Source organism: Mesorhizobium sp. M5C.F.Ca.IN.020.29.1.1, assembly GCF_003997375.1.
Taxonomy (GTDB): domain Bacteria; phylum Pseudomonadota; class Alphaproteobacteria; order Rhizobiales; family Rhizobiaceae; genus Mesorhizobium; species Mesorhizobium wenxiniae.
Genome location: NZ_RZSW01001050.1, coordinates 1 through 932, shown reverse-complemented (window position 1 = coordinate 932; position 932 = coordinate 1). Strand labels below are relative to the sequence as shown.

2 protein-coding genes are annotated in these 932 nt (G+C 57.6%); both read left to right on the top strand.

Going from position 1 to position 932, the window contains the following annotated elements; translation table 11 throughout:
* Positions 1-366: hypothetical protein (locus EOA85_RS38440; RefSeq protein ID WP_206523498.1), on the top strand; the 366-nt coding region annotated here is incomplete at its 5' end.
* A gap of 96 nt (positions 367-462) precedes the next feature.
* Positions 463-932: VirB8/TrbF family protein (locus tag EOA85_RS36110; protein ID WP_245486388.1), on the top strand; the 470-nt coding region annotated here is incomplete at its 3' end.

Genomic DNA, 932 nt, shown 5'->3' with positions numbered 1-932 from the left:
TTCTACTACTACATGGTCCAGCTCTCCGTTTCCGCCATGGAAGGCGGTGCCGGGACCGACATAACCGGCAAGCTTTCTCACGTAATGCCACTCCTGCTGGTCACGCTGGTCGGGTTCTATGTTCTATTACAAATACCCATCATCGCCGGCATTTTGACCGGGAGCGGACCGATAGGCACCGCCGGAGCCATTCACGGCATTCGGCGGGCGGCAAGAGGAACAGTGGACAACGCGGTTACGCGGACCACGACGCGGGCTGGCAGTTCGCTTTTCAGGAGATCAGCCGACGGACGTCCCCGATTTGCGGCTGATGTGGGGAAGGCAAGCATTCAACGCGAGACGGCCAAAAACGCGTCCTCGCTATAGGGTCTACGGGAGACGGCAGAAAGCGCCGAATTCGTCATCAATCGCTTGCGATCTGATGACGGCAAGAAGCGAGCTTGAAAGCAAGGCTAAATTAAAGTGTCAAACGCACCGACTGAAACTGGCTTGGTCAACCAGCGCTATTACCAGCAAGGCAAATCGTGGGAAGACGACACCCATCGCCGTTTGCGGCGGTCGCGAACATTCGCTTGGCTGCTGACGGGGGTCTTCGGCGTCATAGCGCTTCTCTCACTGGTGGCGCTCGTCCTGCTTTTTCCGCTCAAGCAGTACGAACCCTATATGGTCGCCGTCGACAAAACGACGGGCCACCTCGAGATTGCACGAGCCCTGAAGCCGGGGGACCTGTCCCAGGATGAAGCGGTCACCGCGGCGAACATCGTGCGCTACATCAGGGCGCGCGAGACCTATGACCCGCGCATGATCAAATCGAATTTCGATCTGGCCCAGCTTTATTCGACCGGAGCAGCTGCCGACGATCTTGTGCGGGAATTTACGCCTTCAAATCCGAATTCCAGAGACAAGCGTTACGGGATGGACACGACCTGTCT